Source organism: Paenibacillus sp. J22P90, from assembly GCF_059692195.1.
The window spans coordinates 311287-328253 of record NZ_JCAUAY010000003.1 but is presented as its reverse complement, the minus strand read 5'-3'; the positions used below and the strand labels follow the sequence as shown (position 1 = coordinate 328253).

The 16967-nt window shown below is 49.3% G+C and carries 17 protein-coding genes; 13 read left to right on the top strand and 4 right to left on the bottom strand.

Annotated elements, in window-relative coordinates:
- Positions 1 to 10: 10 nt before the first annotated feature.
- The 6 genes from AC58UX_RS11820 to AC58UX_RS11795 all read left to right on the top strand — a co-directional run bounded on the left by AC58UX_RS11820 (position 11) and on the right by AC58UX_RS11795 (position 5512).
- Positions 11 to 946, top strand: coding sequence for a hypothetical protein (locus tag AC58UX_RS11820; RefSeq protein ID WP_497252730.1), 936 nt, complete (start codon positions 11 to 13; stop codon positions 944 to 946).
- A 66-nt stretch (positions 947 to 1012) separates the two neighbouring features.
- The gene (locus tag AC58UX_RS11815; RefSeq protein ID WP_497252728.1) at positions 1013 to 1768 is read left to right on the top strand and encodes an ABC transporter ATP-binding protein; all 756 of its coding nucleotides are present in this window, start codon (positions 1013 to 1015) and stop codon (positions 1766 to 1768) included.
- A complete protein-coding gene (locus AC58UX_RS11810; protein ID WP_497252726.1) occupies positions 1761 to 2513 on the top strand; it encodes a DUF2705 family protein in 753 nt (250 codons plus the stop codon). Before AC58UX_RS11815 ends, AC58UX_RS11810 begins: the two co-directional genes overlap by 8 nt.
- A 4-nt stretch (positions 2514 to 2517) precedes the next feature.
- Complete coding sequence (locus AC58UX_RS11805; protein WP_497252724.1) at positions 2518 to 3993, top strand: sensor histidine kinase; 1476 nt, start codon at positions 2518 to 2520, stop codon at positions 3991 to 3993.
- Positions 3990 to 4679, top strand: a complete 690-nt coding sequence (locus AC58UX_RS11800; RefSeq protein WP_497252722.1) for a response regulator transcription factor — start codon at positions 3990 to 3992, stop codon at positions 4677 to 4679. The genes AC58UX_RS11805 and AC58UX_RS11800 overlap by 4 nt, the downstream gene beginning before the upstream one ends.
- Before the next feature lie 146 nt (positions 4680 to 4825).
- Positions 4826 to 5512, top strand: a complete 687-nt coding sequence (locus AC58UX_RS11795) for an MgtC/SapB family protein (RefSeq protein ID WP_497252720.1) — start codon at positions 4826 to 4828, stop codon at positions 5510 to 5512.
- 63 nt (positions 5513 to 5575) lie between these two features.
- Here AC58UX_RS11795 and AC58UX_RS11790 read toward each other — a convergent pair whose 3' ends face one another.
- On the bottom strand, positions 5576 to 6019 hold the full coding sequence (locus AC58UX_RS11790) for a flavodoxin (RefSeq protein WP_497252718.1): 444 nt from the start codon (positions 6017 to 6019) through the stop codon (positions 5576 to 5578).
- Positions 6020 to 6183: 164 nt separating this feature from the next.
- Here AC58UX_RS11790 and AC58UX_RS11785 point away from each other — a divergent pair, with 164 nt between their 5' ends.
- The 6 genes from AC58UX_RS11785 (at position 6184) to AC58UX_RS11760 (ending at position 12604) form a co-directional block, all read left to right on the top strand.
- Complete coding sequence (locus AC58UX_RS11785) at positions 6184 to 7257, top strand: TrmB family transcriptional regulator (protein WP_497252716.1); 1074 nt, start codon at positions 6184 to 6186, stop codon at positions 7255 to 7257.
- Positions 7254 to 7913 (top strand): HD domain-containing protein, encoded by a 660-nt coding sequence (locus tag AC58UX_RS11780; protein ID WP_497252714.1) that lies wholly within the window; start codon positions 7254 to 7256, stop codon positions 7911 to 7913. Before AC58UX_RS11785 ends, AC58UX_RS11780 begins: the two co-directional genes overlap by 4 nt.
- A gap of 832 nt (positions 7914 to 8745) precedes the next feature.
- Positions 8746 to 9993: a DUF445 domain-containing protein gene (locus tag AC58UX_RS11775; protein WP_497252712.1), complete on the top strand. Its 1248-nt coding sequence runs from the start codon at positions 8746 to 8748 to the stop codon at positions 9991 to 9993.
- A 26-nt stretch (positions 9994 to 10019) separates the two neighbouring features.
- Positions 10020 to 10859, top strand: a complete 840-nt coding sequence (locus AC58UX_RS11770; protein ID WP_497252710.1) for an ABC transporter ATP-binding protein — start codon at positions 10020 to 10022, stop codon at positions 10857 to 10859.
- Complete coding sequence (locus AC58UX_RS11765; protein ID WP_497252708.1) at positions 10792 to 11556, top strand: ABC transporter permease; 765 nt, start codon at positions 10792 to 10794, stop codon at positions 11554 to 11556. Before AC58UX_RS11770 ends, AC58UX_RS11765 begins: the two co-directional genes overlap by 68 nt.
- A gap of 13 nt (positions 11557 to 11569) precedes the next feature.
- Positions 11570 to 12604 (top strand): ABC transporter substrate-binding protein, encoded by a 1035-nt coding sequence (locus AC58UX_RS11760; protein WP_497252706.1) that lies wholly within the window; start codon positions 11570 to 11572, stop codon positions 12602 to 12604.
- Positions 12605 to 12669: 65 nt separating this feature from the next.
- On the opposite strand, the gene AC58UX_RS11755 is transcribed toward AC58UX_RS11760, so the two are convergent.
- Positions 12670 to 13122, bottom strand: coding sequence for a bactofilin family protein (locus tag AC58UX_RS11755; RefSeq protein WP_497252704.1), 453 nt, complete (start codon positions 13120 to 13122; stop codon positions 12670 to 12672).
- 14 nt (positions 13123 to 13136) lie between these two features.
- Positions 13137 to 14150 (bottom strand): peptidoglycan DD-metalloendopeptidase family protein, encoded by a 1014-nt coding sequence (locus AC58UX_RS11750; RefSeq protein WP_497252702.1) that lies wholly within the window; start codon positions 14148 to 14150, stop codon positions 13137 to 13139.
- A 190-nt stretch (positions 14151 to 14340) separates the two neighbouring features.
- Here AC58UX_RS11750 and AC58UX_RS11745 point away from each other — a divergent pair, with 190 nt between their 5' ends.
- A complete protein-coding gene (locus AC58UX_RS11745) occupies positions 14341 to 15528 on the top strand; it encodes a YCF48-related protein (protein WP_497252700.1) in 1188 nt (395 codons plus the stop codon).
- A 515-nt stretch (positions 15529 to 16043) separates the two neighbouring features.
- On the opposite strand, the gene AC58UX_RS11740 is transcribed toward AC58UX_RS11745, so the two are convergent.
- Entirely contained in the window at positions 16044 to 16883 is an 840-nt protein-coding gene (locus AC58UX_RS11740) for a MurR/RpiR family transcriptional regulator (RefSeq protein ID WP_497252698.1), read from the bottom strand.
- Positions 16884 to 16967 lie beyond the last annotated feature (84 nt).

The following is a 16967-nucleotide window of genomic DNA, read 5'->3' as shown; positions in this document are numbered from 1 at the left end:
GCAGGACGAGATGAATAAGAAGTTAGCGATGTTGGGTTTAGGTGTAGCAGTAGGCAGCATGATGCTAGTTACTTCCGTATATGCAGGTGTGGGAGAAGCGCCCGGATATGAGGCTTTCAAAACAGCTGTGAAGCAAACAGCGACGATTAAGAACGTCACGCGTCAAGTGAACGTGTCCCTACAGGATAACGGAGCTTCCTTGCTCCAAGTGAAATCGACAATCAAAACTGGCGGAACCGATCACGCTGGAAGTGCACAAGTGAATGTCGTTAGCGGTACTAATGAACAGCAAACAATTCAATTCTACAGCCAAGAGGGCAAACAGATTATTAAAACAGCCGATTCAGACGTGTACAAAGTCATTGAAGGTGACAACGCGCCTGGAAAGTTCAAAGGACCTAACAAAGGCAATCATACGGCAACACCAGAAGCGATCAGCGAAGTTGAAAATGTGGTAGATACGCTAGTCGGCAATTTGAAAAATTATGTCACGATGGACGAAACAGCAGGGAACGGCAAGGAAATACATTTCAAACTTTCCGGAAGCCAGATCTCCCCTGTGGTTAACACAGTCGGTTCACTTGTGATCAAACATGGCACGATGGCCAAAGACGAGCCAATGCCAACGAAAGCGAACACGCTGGGGATTGACCTCGCGACACTAAGGAATAGCCTGCCGCAGCTTGCTTCCGACATTTCGATGGATGAAGTGGAAGTAAACGCGAGCGTGGATAGCGATGATCACATTACGAGTCAATCAGCCCAAATTCACTTGTCTGGTAAAGATGCGCAAGGCGAGGAGCATGATGTTGTGCTTCGCATTGACATGACACTTTCCAGCTTGAATTCGACGACACCCGATACCGTTGATTTGAGCGGGAAGCAAGTGGAGAATGTGAAATTGGACGAAATGGCGAACCACAAAAAATGGAGCGACAAGCACTAAGAAGCGCTAATCGTCCGTGAAATTAAAGAGGAGTCGTCAACCTCGGTTGACCTCCTCATTTCCTATTTGAAAGGCGGAAGCAATGTGAAGCACGTCGTTGAACTGAACAATGTGACGAAAATCTTCAATAACCTGCGCGGCATCCATGGGGTTACTATGACCGTGCAGCGCGGTGATATTTATGGCTTTTTTGGGCCAAATGGCGCGGGGAAAACGACCGTCATGAAGATCATGACCGGCCTATCCCAAGCCCAACAGGGAGAGGTAAAGCTGTTTGGCTATAATGTGAAAACGCAGTATGAGCAAGCGATGGCGAAGGTCGGCGTGTTGATTGAAACGGCAGAAGCGTACACCTATATGAGCGGTAGACGAAATCTGGAGCAGGCAGCGCGTTTATATCCAGAGGTGCGTAAACAGCGAATCGACGAAGTGCTGGACATCGTAGATTTGACACCCTATCAGCATGAAAAGGTAGCGGGTTACTCGCTGGGCATGAAGCAAAGGCTGGGACTAGCGGCCGCGATGCTGGCTAAGCCTGAACTATTAATACTCGATGAGCCGACGAACGGTCTCGATATCGAGGGCATGGTGCACATTCGTGAAATTATTCTGCGGTTAGCGCGTGAGGAACGGATTACGTTCCTAATCTCCTCTCACCTCATCCACGAAATGGAGTTAATGTGCAATCGCATTGGCATTATCCATCAGGGGAAGCTCGTCCGCGAGGGCATGGTGTCGGATTTGACTAAAGGCAGCCCCTCTCTAGAAGCCGCCTACCTACGAGAAATTCAAGAAGTCAGGGGGCTTGCCGCCAATGCCTAGTATTTTAACCGCTAATGTCTGGAATGAGACGCTGAAATTAGCCTACAAAAAGAAAACGATCTTCTTTCTAGCCGTCACCTTGCTGCTCCCCATTCTGGCAGGTATCTTGCTCTCGAGGTTCCAAGATGGTATCGGCATTGGCGCGATCGCCGCGAAAGATTTTCCCATTGTGATGCTAGGCTTGTTCACGAGTATTTTCCTGCCTTTATTCGTGTTCATGGGCGCGGCTGATGTGTTCTCTGGCGAGATGGGGGATCGCACGATGAAAAATATCCTAACCCGACCTCTCTCCAGATTCAAAGTGTTTGCATCTAAACAACTGGCGCTGGCCATCTATATTGCGCTCTATCTAGTCGTAGCGCTCATCGCCTCAATGCTCTCGGCGTTGCTGTTTCAACATTTCGGAGGCATAGGAACACTCGCGACTTGGCTTCTGGCGTACGGCTCGGCTTTCGTTCCCCTTCTCGTACTGAGCATCGCAGCGGTATGTTTAGCTCAGTTTTTCTCGAGCAGCAGCTCCGCGTTAACGGTGAGTATCCTTGTGTATTTGGCGTTTAAAGTAGCGGCATTTTTCATACCGCAGCTGGCAACTTACTCGCCTACAGCGTATATGGATTGGCATATGCTTTGGGTTGGCGGTACGATGGTCATGAGCAAGATCATGTCGATCTTTATGTTTCTAATAGCGTGCAGTATACTATTTTTTACAGCAGGTTTTTATTTGTTCGATAAAAAGGAGCTATAACTCGATGTCGATTCGCGTACGGCTAGTTCTATCCTATATTGCCATGCTGCTTGTACCGCTTGTGCTCTTTGGGCTAGCCGTCATTCTGATCAGCATCGCCACCTTCGGCAGCATGAAATCTGTCTTTGATGTCGACTTTTCGCATGGCAACCCCATTAAGCGCGTCATTGAACAGGAAGCAGAAAATGTCGCTTATATTAAGGCAAAAATCGAAACCGATCCCGATGCCTTCCTGCAGGAGACGTTTGTGAAGGACTTGAACGAGCGGTTTCATAAAATTAATATGGGACTGATCATTCGGAAGGATCAAACCATTACGTATTTATCTTCCTATCTGAAGGAAAAAGAAGCTGGAAACACCTCGCTGCTCCCGCTCTATGGTACACCGCCAGGGAAATTTCAGCGGAATCAAGGTTCCCTGTGGATAACTAGACAGCAGGATTTCTTATTTTCGGATCAGAGTAAAGGTACTGTGTTCGTGTTTCTAGATGGCGGGCCTTTTCAGAAATATTTGCACAAATTCTCAAAAACGGTATTCTTAACATTTATCTTCATCCTCATCGCTACCAATGGCGTGCTGACCTATTTGGTTTCACGCAGCATTATTCGACCGTTACGCGCTTTGAAGCGGGCGACTGAAGACATTAAAGAAGGCAACTTGGACTTCGAAATCGTGCCTCATCGCAAGGATGAGCTTGGCGAGCTTAGCGTTGCATTTGAAGAAATGCGTCGTAAACTCAAGAAATCCGTAGAGCTTCAGCTCCAATATGAGGAAAATCGTAAAGAGCTTATTTCGAATATTTCCCATGATTTGAAAACGCCAGTCACTGCAATCAAAGGCTACGTGGAAGGCATCATGGATGGCGTCTCGAATTCGCCGGATAAGCTGGATAAATATGTGCGTACGATTTATAACAAAGCAGCGGATATGGATCGGCTGATTGATGAGCTGTTTCTATTTTCTAAGCTGGATCTGGGGAAAGTTCCGTTTCAATTCGAAACCGTGGATCTAGGGCACTACGTGCAGGATTGTGCGCAGGAATTGCAATTTGATATGGAGAAAAAAGGAGTCCAGTTTACACTTGTCGATCTGCCCCAAGAGCGAATCTTGGTTACCGCGGATCGTGATAAGCTTAGACGTGTGCTTCTGAACATAATAGAAAATGCCGTCAAATACAGTGAAGAGGGCAATTGCCAGATAACGTTACGTGTATTGAGAGAAGGCGATTACGCCGTTATTCAAATCAAAGATAATGGCCAGGGCATCTCGGAGGAGGCGCTTCCGCATATTTTTGACCGTTTCTACCGTGCGGATCCTTCACGCAATACGGCAACAGGAGGCAGCGGGTTAGGACTTGCAATTGCGAAGCAAATCATCGAGGAGCATGGCGGGCGCATTGGCGCAACGAGCGTGCTGGGGCTGGGCACTACCGTGTTTATGGCCCTGCCACTTGTTCAGGGGAAGGGAAGCGAAGCATGAGTCGGATTTTGATCATAGAAGATGAACAGAGCATTGCCGAGCTAGAGCGTGATTATTTGGAAATTAACGGGTACGAGGTGGACATCGAAACTAGCGGCGAGCGTGGGCTGGAGCGGGCTTTGACGACAGATTATGATCTCGTGATACTCGACCTGATGTTGCCGATTATGGATGGCTTTGAAATTTGCCGACGCATTCGTAACGTGAAGGACATTCCAATCGTCATGGTCTCAGCTAAAAAGGAAGACATCGACAAGATACGCGGCCTCGGTCTTGGTGCGGACGATTACATGATTAAGCCTTTTAGCCCCAGTGAGCTGGTAGCTAGAGTGAAGGCCCATTTAGCGAGGTACGAACGGTTGATGGGAAGACGAGAGTCGAAGAACGATGAGGTTCGTATACGGGGCTTGATGATCGATAAAACAGCGCGGCGCGTGTTCGTTAATGACACAGAGGTCATGTTCACGACCAAAGAATTCGACCTGCTGACCCATCTGGCGATGAATCCAAATCGGGTATACAGCAAGGAGCAGCTTTTCGATTTGCTCTGGGGCATGGATGCCATGGGGGAGATCGCCACAGTAACGGTACATATCCGCAAGCTTCGCGAGAAGGTGGAGCAGGACCCGTCGAATCCACAATATATCGAAACGATTTGGGGAGCGGGCTATCGCTTCCGAATTTAACTTATACAAAGCTTGGGAGAGTTGCCAAACGCCTCTCAGGCTTTTTGGTTGTTAGCATAAAAATGTTCCTCATCGACAATTGGTTATTTACTTCATTAAATTGTTAAGCTATTGTAAAGGTTACTTAATATGAGGAGTAGGCGACGATGGAATTTACAGTAGATCTACATATTTTAATGAAGCTTGGGATTTCGGCCATTTTTGGACTTATTATTGGATTGGAACGGGAAATTCGGAATAAACCGCTTGGACTTAAGACTTCGCTTGTCATTTGTTTGAGCAGCTGTTTGCTGACTATCGTGTCAATTGAATCCGCGAATAAATACGCTGTAGCCGGACTACATGTGATGGATCCGATGAGGTTGGCTGCGCAGGTGGTGAGCGGGATCGGTTTTCTCGGGGCAGGGGTTATTCTCCGCAAGCATAATGATGTCATTATCGGTTTGACGACAGCTGCGATGATTTGGGGAGCGGCGGGCCTTGGGATTGCAGTCGGAGCGGGATTCTATGTGGAAGCTTTCTTCGGACTGATGCTAATTCTCGTCAGCGTTATTGTTTTGCCTTATTTTATTAAAAAAATGGGGCCAAGACCGCTGATCATGAAAGATCTCCGCGTACGACTGATCGTTTCCCATGACGGGAATTTAACGGCGATTATCAAAGAGATTATTGCCAAAGGGTACAAAATGAAAAGTGTTCATATTAAAGAATTGAACCAGGAGCTGCAAGAGCTCAACTTCATCGTGTACGTTGACCGCAAATATGCTTCTGAGGTGTACGATGAAATGAAAAGTATGAAGTACATCGAGATTGCCGAAGTTGAAACGTTGTGAGAACGGGACCGGATCGTGGCCGCAGAGGCTGCTTTCCGGTCTTTCTTTTGGACTATGTAGCTGTTAGCCTATGGCTGCTGCAAATTTAAGGCCAAGCTCATGGCATAATTGCTTCTCATCTTTGGATGGGTTAAGTTCAACTTTGAAGCCTTCAAATACTTTTTCTCCGCCAATTTCAGCGAGTTTTTCTTCGAGTGTGTCCACGGCTTTGCCAAAGTACGTGTAAGAGGAGTCAGCAGAGCCGAATACGCCGAACTTGCGTCCTTGCAGATTCAAATCATCCATATCATCGTAAAAATCTTCGAACTCATCCGGTAAATCACCGTCACCCCACGTATAAGCTCCTAGTAGAACACCTTCATAGTTCTCGAGCTCACTGGCGTTCGCGTCCATCACGTTTTTGAGAACAGGCTCGATGCCTGCCTCTTGAATACCGGCTGCAATCGCTTCTGCGAGTTCCTCTGTGTTTCCTGACATGCTTGCGTATACGATAATAATTTTGGACATGGTGGACCTCCTATAGGGTAAATAAACCAACCCATTAACTTCCACCATATTAGTTGATAATGATTATCATTGTCAACATAAATATTTAGATTGTTCGTACCGTAACCCGATACGACTAGGCCTGAGAACGTGCTACAATAGGGATATGAAGGGGGCTGCGCGCCATGGAGAATGTTCTACAGCATTTGAAAAACCTTGGCTTCACGGATCTGGAAGCCAAATGTCTGCACGTGCTTGCCGTGAACGGCACACAAACCGGCTACGAAATCGCCAAGGGGCTTGGCGTATCGCGCTCGAACGTGTACGCAGCTTTGCAAAAGCTCGCGGAAAAAGGTGCAGTGCTCACGAGTCATGGTGAGCCTACGGTGTATCAAAGCGTGCCGATTGAGGAAATCGGCGAGCGCATGGAAGCGGAGCTGCAAGCCTCCATCCGCTATGTGAAAGAGCATCTGCCCAAGCAAGAAGAGCATCGGTCCGAGTACTTTAGCTTGGAAGGCGACACCAAGGTTATTGAGCGTGTTCGCTCGGAATTGAGAAAAGCCAAGGAAGAGGCATTCTGCGATCTGTCACCAGAAGAAGCAAAGCTGCTGAAGGAGGACATTCGTGTGGCGACTGCACAGGGCGTGCGCGTAATCGTCATGCCGACACGCGACGCGGGGGCGGGTTTTTATCCTTTTGCACGTAAACGAAGTGAAGGTTTGAAGGGGCTGGAGGGCCGTAAATTTGCGATGCTGATCGATCGTAAACTTGCGATTGTTGGCACACGCGGCGGGCAGGATCTAACGGTGGCCATGCTAACTGAGCACCCTGCGATGGTGGAGATGTTGTTTAATCATTTTTGCAGTAGTGTTGTGTTGCATGAGCTTCAGCAGGATATGGGTACAAAGCTTGAGGATAAATACGGCAAAAATTTCAAGAAGATCATTCAGAAACATATAGATGGCAAAGTGCCTGAACCGAAGAAAGTGGATGAGGGTAAATTAGTTGCAGTTAAGCTTCATGCGGGGAATGAGGTCGCTGGAGAGCTGGGAAGTCTCCGTCTTGATGAGGGGATTTCTGGTGAAGAGACGATGGAGAAAGAACCGCTGGAGCAAGGAAAGCTTGAGCTAGATAAGTCGGGGCAGGGCAAGATAGACGAAGGTAAGACAGGACAAGGGAAGTTAGAACCAGGTAAGTCAGGACAGGGAAAGACAGAAGAAGGAAAGTCAGGACAAGGAAAGAGGAAGAAAAAGAAATGACGTTTGGAAAAGAGCAAGAAGGAATACTACTCGCGGCGGAAGCGCTCGTGAAGGAAAAGCTGGAGCGCGATAGCAGCGGCCACGATTGGTGGCATATTTATCGCGTGGTACAGACGACGAAGCGCATTGCCGCCCAAGAGGGCGCAGATGGCTTCGTCTGCGAGCTTGCGGCGTTGCTTCACGACGTCGTCGACGAGAAGCTGAACGCCGATCCAGCCGCTGCGCAGCGCGAGCTGGAGGCTTGGCTCGCCGCCAGCGGCACGCCGGCGGCGCAGGTGGCGCACGTGCTGGAAATTATCAGCACGATGTCGTTCAAGGGCGGCGCGCGGCCGCCGATGCGCACGCTGGAAGGCCAGGTCGTGCAGGATGCCGACCGGTTGGATGCCATTGGCGCGGTGGGCATCTCGCGCGTGTTTGCCTATTCGGGCTGGAAAGGCCGCCCGATTCATGATCCTTCCGTCACTGCGCGCGAGCACATGACGGAGGCGGAGTATCGCGGGGGCAATGACACCGCGATTAATCACTTTTATGAGAAGCTCCTCAAGCTGAAGGAGCTGATGAATACGGCCTACGCGAGGGAGCTCGCGGAGGAGCGACATCGCTTCATGGAGCTGTATCTGCAGCAGTTTTATGCAGAGTGGGAAGGCGAGCGATAAGGTGTGGGGAGAACCTGAACCTTGGGGCACTTTCAAGTTTTGGGCTGAGCGAATGCTCAACCTTTATTTATGCCCAGTGCTTAGGTGTCAAAGATGCAAAAGAGCATCCTTTACACGATTATTTAATACGATGATAAAAAAAATTGCAAAAAGGCAACTTTTTGGGTTGAAAAAGTCTGAAAAGAGCTGAAAACACCAAAATGGATGCCTTTTTGCATCAATTTTAGTTGAAATCGTATATTTGATGGGGAAAAGTTGCCTTTTTGCATTTCTCAACCACTGGAGCGTATGCTGGTTGCCGGCGCCAGTTGATTTATGGTGCCCACAGTTCCACAATAGTTTTAATGCTTAATAACACTATTTGTCACTCGTTCACCTTCATTTCTATACCAACTAACTGCTACTCGATCCCCAGTAACCGACCGCCTGCCACCTACCACCTACCACCTATCCCATACCACCTATCCCATACCACCTATCCCATACCACCTATCCCATACCACCTATCCCATACCACCTATCCCATACCACCTTCCCCAACCCTAACCACAAATAACTGGATTTCTCCACTTAAATCTGCAGAATCCCCCATTTATACCGATTTACTGTAGCTGCATATTCTCCACTTATTTCAACATGCATGGGCGAGCAGGGATGAGTCGGAGTCACATAAAGTTTAAATTAGTTGAAAACAATGAGCGCGACCGAGGCGCAAAGTTGGATTTGTAGAGCTACGAGTAAGTCTCTAACCCCGCTACCACCTTTCCTTCCAATTTGTGATAAAATAAAAAGAATGATTCATCAACCTCACGCGGAAAGAGATGTTACGACGATGAAAAAAGAAGCAAAGTATATAGCAACGGTTTCACTAGGCGTTATGGGCGCGGGCTTTTTGGCTACGATTCCGGTATCCGATACCGTATGGGGAGCGTTCTTGCAAGGAGGCTTCGAAGCCGGCGTTGTCGGCGGACTAGCCGATTGGTTCGCAGTCAGCGCCTTGTTCCGTCACCCGCTTGGTATTCCAATCCCGCACACGGCGCTACTGCCGAACAACCGGGAGAAGATCACGAAGGCGCTTGTCTCCACCGTGCAGAACGAGCTGCTTTCCAAAGAAACGATTCGACAACGTTTGCAGCAAATTCGGTTCTTGGAGCGCGGCCTTGAGCTGGCGGACAAGCAACTGGACAATGAGTCCCTGCACAAAGGGCTCACTGCGCTAGCGAAGCAAGCGCTCCAAGCGATTGACCTAGAGAAATTAGCTCCGCTCTTAGCAGAGGAAATTCATAAAGCGCTCCAAGATGTAGATACGAGTCGTCTCGTACGCACCATCGTGAATAGCATCGAAGACGGCGGCTACGACGGCAAAACGTTTGATTTTGTCCTCGACAAAGTGGCAGCATGGGCGATCAAAGCGGATACTCGCGACCAACTAGGCGCGATGGCGATTAAAGCATTCGAAGGCTTGCAGTCCAATGGCTTCATGGCTTTTGCCGTGAATGCGTTTATTGGGATGGTGAACGAGGAGAAAATCGGCGGTATCATCCAGAATTTCGTGTTAAGCTACATCGACCAAATGCGTACTAAGCACCATCCGCGTCGGGAATCCGTGCTTACTTTTATCCGGAATGAGCTGCACAAGCTGGAACGCAATCCACAGCTTTTAGCGGAGTTAGAGTCACTGAAAACCAAGCTTCCTGAACTGTTTGACCTGGATGAGAAGCTAACTCTTATGCTCACCAAATTAAAAGAGAAGGCAGAAGCCTTCATCGATGAGCCGGATTTTGTCCCTCAGCACGTGGTGCCAATCATCCGCAAAATGCTGCTTTCCATCCGTGAAAATCCCGATATGCTGCACCGCGGCGAGAACTGGATTCAAGAGCAAATCACGTCTTATGTGGAACAAAATCACAGTAAAATCGGCCAACTGGTCAAAGAGAACCTAGACAAACTCGATAACGAGAAGTTAACGGAACTCATGGAAGACAAGATCGGCAGCGATCTGCAATGGATTCGGGTGAACGGTGCCATTTGTGGATTCATTATCGGAATCGGCTTGGCAGGCTTGAAAATGTTATTCTAACGCGACAACGTGGGGGATGAGAGAGCTTGATCGAGATTAAGGGAGTCAGCAAGACGTTCAACCAGCGTATCGGCGGCAATTACAAAGCGTTGGATGATATCACACTAACGATTCAAAAAGGGGAGTTCGTCTCCCTGCTAGGCCCTTCAGGCTGCGGGAAGTCGACAGTTTTGAACCTTGTCGCAGGCTTTGATACGCAGTCTGAAGGCACCATTCAGGTTAATGGGAAAAAGGTAACAGGCGCCGGAGCGGATCGCGTCGTCGTGTTTCAGGAGCATGGTCTGTTTCCATGGCTGACGGTGCTAGACAATGTTGCCTTCGGCCTGAAGCAGAAGGGGATCGCGAAGAAAGAGCGCCATGAGATGGCGATGGAACAGATCAAAGCTGTGCACCTCAGCCGCTTCGCAGACCGATATCCGCATGAGCTTTCAGGGGGAATGAAACAGCGGGCAGCCATTGCGAGAGCGCTGGCGATGGATCCGGAAATTTTGCTGATGGACGAGCCTTTCGCGGCACTGGACGAGCAAACACGCCTTATTTTGCATAAAGAATTGGAAGAAATTTGGATGCGTACGCGCAAAACGATTCTCTTCATTACCCACAATATTCGCGAAGCGGTTATTTTGTCGGATCGGGTTTTGGTGATGTCTACACGCCCTGGCACGATCAAAAAAGAATTCGCTGTCAAAGCCGCGAGACCCCGCGATAGCGCAGATTCCGTGCTTCATCATATGGAGGCGTTGATTATGGACGCACTGGCGGATGAGCTGGAGAAGGTTGTGAGAGAGGAGACTGGCGATGAGTACAGCATTAAGAAGAACGATTTTCCTGGTACTACTTTTGATAGCTTGGGAGACGGGATATAGAGTCTTCGGCTGGGGCTGGAAGTTCCCTTCCGTTACACAGACGCTGCAAGCGTTCTATGACGGCATCGTGCATGGAGAGCTGCTGGAAGCAGCTGGAGCGAGTATGATGCGGCTGCTCTTATCTTTTGCCTTATCCCTCGCCATAGGGACGACACTAGGGTTCTTATTTGCCCGCTATCGCTGGCTTGATGATACAATCGGTTTTCTCGTGGTCTCCTTGCAGACGATTCCGAGTATTGCTTGGCTGCCTTTTGCCATTATCTGGTTCGGTCTTAACGAATCTTCGGTTATTTTCATTACGACGCTTGGTGCCACGTGGACGATGGCTTTGGCAAGCCGGACAGGGATCAAAAACATCCCGCCGATTTATTTGCGTGCTGCCCAGACAATGGGAACGGGTAATGGGTTCAATCTGTTCCTCCAAGTGATGATTCCGGCTGCTTTTCCGCATTTGATTAATGGGGTACGTACCGCATGGGCGTTCGCTTGGCGCGCACTCGTTGCGGGGGAGCTGATCGCCAAGGGTGCTGGGCTGGGTCAGCTTTTGCAGGACGGACGGAATCTCGGAGACACCTCGCTGATGCTCTGTATCGTCATCATTATCGCTGTGCTAGGCACGGTTTCAGACCATTTCTGCTTCAAAAAACTAGAAGATAAAGTGCTAGAGCGCTACGGCCTCGCTGGCTCCAAGTCGTAGGGGAGTGGACGGGATGGCTAAACGACGCATCAAAGTACTTCCACTTTTTCTGCTTTTGCTTGTCGTTACGCTCTTGAGCGCATGTGAGGAGAAGCTGACCGCCTCAGGTAAGCCTCAGGTTGTTCGGGTCGGTGTGTTCAAAAATGTGACCCATGCCGCCGCCTACATCGCGCTGGAAAAAGGGTATTTTGCCCGCGAATGGGGCGCTGAAGTGAAGATCGAGGTGACGCCCTTCGACAATGGTTCGGATCTGTCTATCGCCATGGCGACGGGGGATATTGACGTCGGTTTTGTAGGACCAGGACCTGCAACGACCTTTTTCTTAAAAAGCGGAAATTTCCGCGTTGTCTCTGGCTCGAATAACGGCGGCGCCGTGCTGGTAGCGAGATCGGATACAGGTATTCAAGCCGTCACGGACTTAAAAGATAAAACCATCGCAATCCCCGCCAAGGGGAACACGAATGAAATATCGCTGCGCTTGCTGCTGCAGCAAGCTGGCATCTCACTCGGACGTGGCGCAGATAACGCGCATCTCATCGTCCGTTCACCGGCAGATACGCTGATCTCTTTCCGGCAGAAAGAAATCGATGCCGCCTTAGTCCCTGAGCCATGGGGAACGCAGATTGAAAAGGCAGGGCTCGGCAAAGTCGTCGCCGATTGGCAGGCGATCCCGCCAAACCATGGCGATTACCCAACGGTCATCATGGTCGCCAGTGACAAGTTTATCGAACGGCATCGCGACATCGTGAAAGGTGCCATCAAAGCGAACATGGACGGCATCGCGTTCATTCAGAACAGTCCCGACCAAGCGTTTGACCTGATCAACAATCAGTTGAAGCAATATAGCGGAAAGGGCATGGACAAGAGCTTGATCAAGGCCTCGCTCAGCCGTCTGAAGCTGACCACTGAAGTTGACGTCAAGGTGATGGAGGAGATGGCGAAGGTGTCCATCGGCGCTAGGTACATCAAAGGCATCAAGCCGGAGGAGCTGGACTTGAGCAAGTTCGTGGACCTCTCCATGTTGGCCGAGGTGAAATCCGGAAATTGAGAAAGAGCTCGTCGCATCCCCTTAGAGGGGATAGGACGAGCTCTTTGTATATGTAGACCGCTGGGTTAATTCCCGCCGGAAGCAGCCTGTTGTTCGCTTTTTTGCTGTTTATGCGCCTTGGCATCGATGACCTTGCCGCCACTATTCTTATCCCCACTGCTTTTATCCACTTGTACCGCTCCTGCTGCATTCATTGCACTGCTTCCCTGGAAGATGCCGCCTTCTTCGATAATGAAGGATCGCACATCAATATTCCCTATTAACACACCTGAGCTGGTCACGATCAGCTTGCCTTTTGTGTAGATATTGCCTTTTACTTTGCCAGCTACGATCACATCGCGCGCGTGGATATTCGATTGGACGACAGCGTTCTCACCAATCGTAATGTCACCGGCGCATTCGATATCGCCGTTCATTTGGCCCTCAATTCGAAGGCTGGCTTCAGACATAATTTTGCCTTCACAGATCGTACTGCCTCCGATCAGGGTATCCGTTGTTTTTGCATCTATCCGTTTCAATTTCGAGCTTCCTATCATTTGCGTTCATCCTTTCGATCTGAAATGAGATAAGGTTTAGGGTCAATCTGGATACCATTTTTATGAACTTCATAATGAAGATGGGAGCCCGTGCTGCGTCCGGTAGAACCAACAAGACCGATTTGTTGACCTTTTGTTACAGATTCTCCGCGTTTTACCAGTATTTTATTCAAATGCATATACTCTGTTTCAATGCCTCGCGTGTGATCAACGATGATATAGTTGCCAAACTCGCCATCATAGCCCACAGCTTTGACTTTACCTGCAGCCGTTACATAAACAGGGTCGTTGTACTCGCCGTCGATATCATATCCAGTATGCATGGAGGGTCTTGAAGTAAACGGGTCAATGCGGACACCGAAGCCAGAGGTAATGCTGTGCGAGGTGATGGGCCAGATCGTAGGCGTAATGCTGCGCATGTATTCGGCTTCTTTAATTTTGGCTTCCGACTTACTCAAATTGTCGAGAAGCGCATTAATATCGCCAACTAATGAAAAAAGCCCCTGCTTGGTCGAGCTCACGAGGGATGATACGTCATTTGAAGTGACCGGAGTGTCGCTTCCGCCAATATCGAGCGTTGATCCAGTTCCATTTACTGGTTTCGTAGCAGCTGTTTTTTTGCTTGTCCCGTTTGTGCTTTCCGGCTGACTCATGAGCTCTATGACATGATCTATTTTCTTAATTTCTTCTAACTTGACCTTAAACTCTTCGGCCTGCTGAGCCAGATCAATCAAATCAATCTGCAGCTGCTCAATTTCACTTGTTTTATGTGTGATTTGATCAACCAACTGACGTTCTTGTCCATCGAAAGCTTGCTGCATACTGTTTTGAGTTTGATGAGAATGGGTATTCATGAAGTAAATCGTCACCGTAAAACCAATCAAAACAAGCAGGATCACACTTGGCACAATATAAAGACTACTGTGCGGAAGCTTGAATCTTACGGTATGGCGGTTGGCACCCGGAATGATCATGAAGGTGAGTTCCTTTTTGCCCCAAATGAATTTCAACAGATCCTCCTCCCTTTCCCTTTCCGTAACAATGTCCCCCTTCTTGTTTACGATTGTATTCCACAGCGGGATGAGTCATGCCTATTTTCTCTCAAAATGGAGAAGATGGTAGAATGTAACCTCAACTTTTCCCTCCTAGATAACGTCAATGAAGTATCAACTACACATGGAAGTGAAGGGAGTAATGATGATGCTAAAAAGAACAATCTTGCTGTTGGCGCTAACAACCCTCACCCTAACAGGATGTAAATCTTCTGGACAGTCTAGCGGAAACGTGACGGTTTCGGAATCACCAATACCGAGTGCGGTGGCCTCGCCGACGCCTTCAGCAACTGCTACGACGCCTGAGCCTACAACGGCACCTACGAAAGGTAACGAAGGCACATCAGCACCTCGTATGCAAGGGGTAACTGCTGTAAGGCTTGCTGATGCGGGGAAAGGCTGGATTGGCGGCAAGGGCTGGATCGCTCGCACCGATGATGGCGGTGGGAAGTGGCAGGTGCAAGTTACGGGAACTGGTGAAGTCGGGCAGATTTTTGCTCTGAATGATCAGGATGCGTGGGCCACCGAAAAGGCAACAGGGAAGCTGTTAAGTACCCATGATGGCGGTGCACATTGGTCAGCTGTAGGGACAGTACCGAATCAAGCGTTTTTCCACTTCGTGTCGAAGCAGGAGGCTTTTAGCGGCAATGCGCAGACTGTAGATGGTGGAGTGAAATGGGTGAAGCTTCCAGTTCCCGCAGATACGATTGGGGATGCTTACTTTCATGACCGTAAGAATGGCTGGGCTGTTCGACAAGTGAAGGATAAGATCGAGGTATTGCGGACGCAAGATGGCGGGCAAAATTGGAAAACTGTCATGTCACGCTCAACCGTGGCGACATTGACTGGCACCGTTATTCGCTCGGCGGGCGTAGATGACGCGTGGATCGAGCTGATTGGGGAATCAGGGATGTCACAAACGTCGTATTCGCTGTTCCATACACGGGATGGTGGGAAGAGTTGGCAGACCGTGCTGGTGAACAGCACGGCTGGCGGCGGCCCGGCCCCAGGCTTCCCTAGCGGGGAGAATAAGGGGCCGAAGAACACGGGCTCGAAGCCCGGCCCGCTCTACGTCTTGAACACCGACGTAGCCTTTATGGGCGGCAGCTGCCCGGCGTGCGACAAGCCAAACTCCGTCGGCTGGACGAAGGACGGCGGCAAGACCTGGGTGAACGGCACGGAGTCGTTCACGGGGTATGGCGAGCTGCTGCTGGGCATGGCAGACGCGAATAGCGGCTGGCTCATCACGAATGATAATGAGCAGCCGAGCGTTATGTACACCACCCGCAGCGGTGGTGTGAACTGGAACAAGGTGCATACGTTTGATGCACCTTGATGTAATGGGCCACCGCGGCTGTTTTTGCGCGGTGGCTTTTTTTGTGGCGCAGTCGAGGGAGGCGACTGGCATGTAGGAGTTACTCGATTTTATCACCTTACGCTACTCCAATAGCCTCTGCCGCTACTTGTAACTCGATTTTATCGCCTTACGTTACCTCAATAGCCTCGGTCGCCACTTGTAACTCGATTCTATCGCCTTAGGCTACTCCAATAGCCTCTGCCGCTACTTGTAACTCGATTTTATCCGACTAACTGCCTCCCAGAAGCAGCCCTAAGGCAATAGATAGTCGCCGAAACCGACTAACTCGGTATCTGAAGCGGCCCTGGGGCTGGAGATAGTCGCCGAAACCGACTAACTCGGCATCAGAAGTGGCCCTGGGCTGGAGATAGTCGCCGAAACCGACTAACTCGGCATCAGAAGTGGCCTTGAGGCTGGTTTTAGTCGATGAAACCGACTAACTGTCCTCCAGAAACACCTGACCCTGATTGCACAGCCAGCCGCCCCCCTTAAAACTAACGCTTATACTGCAACGAAGAAGCATGCTTCTGACGCAAATCGTATAATCGCTGCAGATGAGGAATAGCGCGCTGCTCGTCCTGCTTAGCGAGCGCGATGGTTAGTGAATCTATGAGTGCTACAGGTGCCACCATAGAATGAAATTCCTGCTTTTCACCCCTGCAGGTATATAAGACATGGGTTGCCGCATCCACAAGCTCGGATACTAAGAGATCTGTGACAAGAATAGAGGTGCAATGCGTGGCCATCGCCATTTCAAGAAGAAGCTTGGCTTCCGGCGGTGTATTGGAAAAGCCGAAAACAATCAACACATCATTCTCTCTAATTTGCGAGACCGACTCGAACAGCTCAGAACCGCCTCGGCTTATATGGTTGACACGGTAACCGAAACGGTTCAATCGAAAATACAGCAATTCGCACAGTGCATACGAAGGCCCGGAACCATACACAAGGATTTGATTGGCTTTCATAATCGCTTGCACGGAACGATTAAAATCCTCGCGCGATAACCGTTCCATCGTCACAGCCAGATGATTCATTTCAAGCTCCATCATTTTTCCAACGATATCGTCGTCGGCTACTTTTTGCAGCTTATCTTTCATTTTTAACGCAGGTGTAGGGACGGCTTCTTCTTGCAGCAGGCGCTTGTATTCTTTGAAATTCAAGTAGCCGACTGCTTTCCAGAATCTGGACACAGTTGCAATGCTAATGCCTAATTGGTCGGCAATGTCCTGTTCGGTCATATAAGCAATCTGATGGGTGTTCTTTGTAATGAAATCAGCAATCTTTTGATGTCCTGCGGATAAGGCTTCAGCTTCAAATCGTTTGGATTTCACGCACATCATCCTCTCGTCGTCAGCTTAGTTTTACCATAACAGCATGCATAGCTCAATAGATAAATGTAAAAAATATTTCACTTA

What these genes read in the sequence shown, in the direction of transcription:
- AC58UX_RS11820 (WP_497252730.1), top strand. Translation starts at nt 11, where the DNA reads ATGAATAAGAAGTTAGCGATGTTGGGTTTAGGTGTAGCAGTAGGCAGC.
- AC58UX_RS11810 (WP_497252726.1), top strand. Translation starts at nt 1,761, where the DNA reads ATGCCTAGTATTTTAACCGCTAATGTCTGGAATGAGACGCTGAAATTA.
- AC58UX_RS11805 (WP_497252724.1), top strand. Translation starts at nt 2,518, where the DNA reads ATGTCGATTCGCGTACGGCTAGTTCTATCCTATATTGCCATGCTGCTT.
- AC58UX_RS11800 (WP_497252722.1), top strand. Translation starts at nt 3,990, where the DNA reads ATGAGTCGGATTTTGATCATAGAAGATGAACAGAGCATTGCCGAGCTA.
- AC58UX_RS11795 (WP_497252720.1), top strand. Translation starts at nt 4,826, where the DNA reads ATGGAATTTACAGTAGATCTACATATTTTAATGAAGCTTGGGATTTCG.
- AC58UX_RS11790 (WP_497252718.1), bottom strand. Translation starts at nt 6,019, where the DNA reads ATGTCCAAAATTATTATCGTATACGCAAGCATGTCAGGAAACACAGAG.
- AC58UX_RS11785 (WP_497252716.1), top strand. Translation starts at nt 6,184, where the DNA reads ATGGAGAATGTTCTACAGCATTTGAAAAACCTTGGCTTCACGGATCTG.
- AC58UX_RS11780 (WP_497252714.1), top strand. Translation starts at nt 7,254, where the DNA reads ATGACGTTTGGAAAAGAGCAAGAAGGAATACTACTCGCGGCGGAAGCG.
- AC58UX_RS11775 (WP_497252712.1), top strand. Translation starts at nt 8,746, where the DNA reads ATGAAAAAAGAAGCAAAGTATATAGCAACGGTTTCACTAGGCGTTATG.
- AC58UX_RS11765 (WP_497252708.1), top strand. Translation starts at nt 10,792, where the DNA reads ATGAGTACAGCATTAAGAAGAACGATTTTCCTGGTACTACTTTTGATA.
- AC58UX_RS11760 (WP_497252706.1), top strand. Translation starts at nt 11,570, where the DNA reads ATGGCTAAACGACGCATCAAAGTACTTCCACTTTTTCTGCTTTTGCTT.
- AC58UX_RS11745 (WP_497252700.1), top strand. Translation starts at nt 14,341, where the DNA reads ATGCTAAAAAGAACAATCTTGCTGTTGGCGCTAACAACCCTCACCCTA.